This is a genomic window from Methylosinus sp. R-45379 (genome assembly GCF_001644125.1).
Lineage (GTDB): Bacteria > Pseudomonadota > Alphaproteobacteria > Rhizobiales > Beijerinckiaceae > Methylosinus.
The window spans coordinates 1-1,619 of record NZ_LUUM01000063.1 but is presented as its reverse complement, the minus strand read 5'-3'; the positions used below and the strand labels follow the sequence as shown (position 1 = coordinate 1,619).

Sequence of the window (1,619 nt, the reverse complement as noted above, 5' to 3'; positions counted from 1 at the left end):
AGTCTGCGGCACTGGTCACGTCGCCGGTGGCGACCAGGCTCTGGTCGCCGATCATCCGCGCCGTCTCCTGTGCTTCCTCGATATCGACAAGGACCAGCCGCGCGCCATGCGTGGCGAGCTTTACGGCAATGGCCTGGCCGATGCCGCGTGCCGCGCCGGTGACGATAGCGACGCGGGCTTCATGGCTCAATCTTGGCTCGTTCATGGGGGCGCCTTTGAAATGGGGGAGAGATAGCGCGGCGCCGCCGGCGTGGCGGCGCCGCGGTTTCGGTCAGAATGCGTATTGCGGCTCGTTCGCGCTGTGGCGGGCGTTGATCCAGATCGTGTCGCTGAAATCGTTCATGCAATCCGGTCCGGTGCGGCCCCAGCCGCTGTCCCGCACCCCTCCCAGGGGCACATGCGCTTCGTCGTTGACCGTCGCGGTGTTGACGTTGACCACGCCGGCCTGGATGCGCGGCGCCAGTTCCAGCCCACGATAGCTGTCCCCGCTGAGGATCGAGGCGACCAGACCATAAGAAGTGCGGTTGGCGACGCGGACCGCGTCCTCCACGGAATCCACCGGCTCCACGATCACCACCGGGCCGAACGTTTCCTCGTTCGAAATCGTCGCTTCATAGGGAACGTTGGTCAGGATGGTCGGGTGGTAGACTTGGCCGTCGAACGTGCCGCCGGTTTCGATCTTCGCGCCCAGCGCCACCGCTTCGGCGATACCCTTGCTGACCTTTTCGATCGCCGCCTTGTTGATCAGCGGCCCGATCAGCGTCGCCGGGTTCGAAGGATCCCCCATCGGAAGCTGCCGCGCGCGGGCGACGAACTTTTCGAGGAATTTGTCGTACAGCGGGCGGGCGATGATCACCTTGCGCGTGTTCATGCAGATTTGGCCTTGGTGGAAGAACGCGCCGAACGTGGCGGTGCGCACCGCAAAGTCGATATCGACATCGTCGAGCACGATCAGCGGGTTATAGCCGCCCAATTCCAGCACGCTGCGCTTGAGCGTGCGGCCCGCCCGCTCGGCGAGGATGCGCGCGGTACCTACGCCGCCGATTAGGTTGATGCAGCGCACATGCGGCGAGGCGAATACCGCATCCGCGATCGCGCCCGCGCTGCCGGGCGCATGGGGAACGACGTTGATGACGCCGGCGGGGAAGCCGGCCTCTTCCGCGATCCGCGCCACCATCAACCCCGCCGAAACCGGTGCGAACTCGGAAGGCTTGATGACGACGGTGTTGCCCGCCGCCAGCGGCCCGAGCGCGGCGCGCCACGACAAGATGTTGGCCCCGTTCCACGGGGTGAAACAGGCAACCACGCCCAGCGGGCGACGGATGCTCATCGAAAGCCGGCCGTCGACATCGCTCGGGAAGATCTCGCCCTTGGGCTGATGCACCCAGCCTGCCGCCGCTTCGAGATTCTCGACGACCAGCGTCTGCTGGAACCGCGCGAACGAAATCGTGCTGCCAGTTTCGCGCGACAGGATATCGGCGATCTCGTCCGAGCGTTCGCGGTAGAGGGCGGCGGCCTTGAGGAACAACGCCGCGCGCTTGCTGGGCGACAGGGCGGCCCATGCGGGGAACGCGGCCTGCGCGGCGTCGATCGCGGCGGTGGCATCCGCCGCGCCGGCC

Annotated in this window: 2 protein-coding genes; both read right to left on the bottom strand. The window is 66.7% G+C overall.

Going from position 1 to position 1,619, the window contains the following annotated elements; translation table 11 throughout:
• Positions 1 to 190 (bottom strand): SDR family NAD(P)-dependent oxidoreductase (locus tag A1351_RS03765; protein ID WP_245291566.1); only part of this gene is annotated, 190 nt, incomplete at its 3' end.
• An 81-nt stretch (positions 191 to 271) separates the two neighbouring features.
• The coding region (locus A1351_RS03760; RefSeq protein WP_157096075.1) for an aldehyde dehydrogenase family protein at positions 272 to 1,619 on the bottom strand (1,348 nt) is incomplete at its 5' end.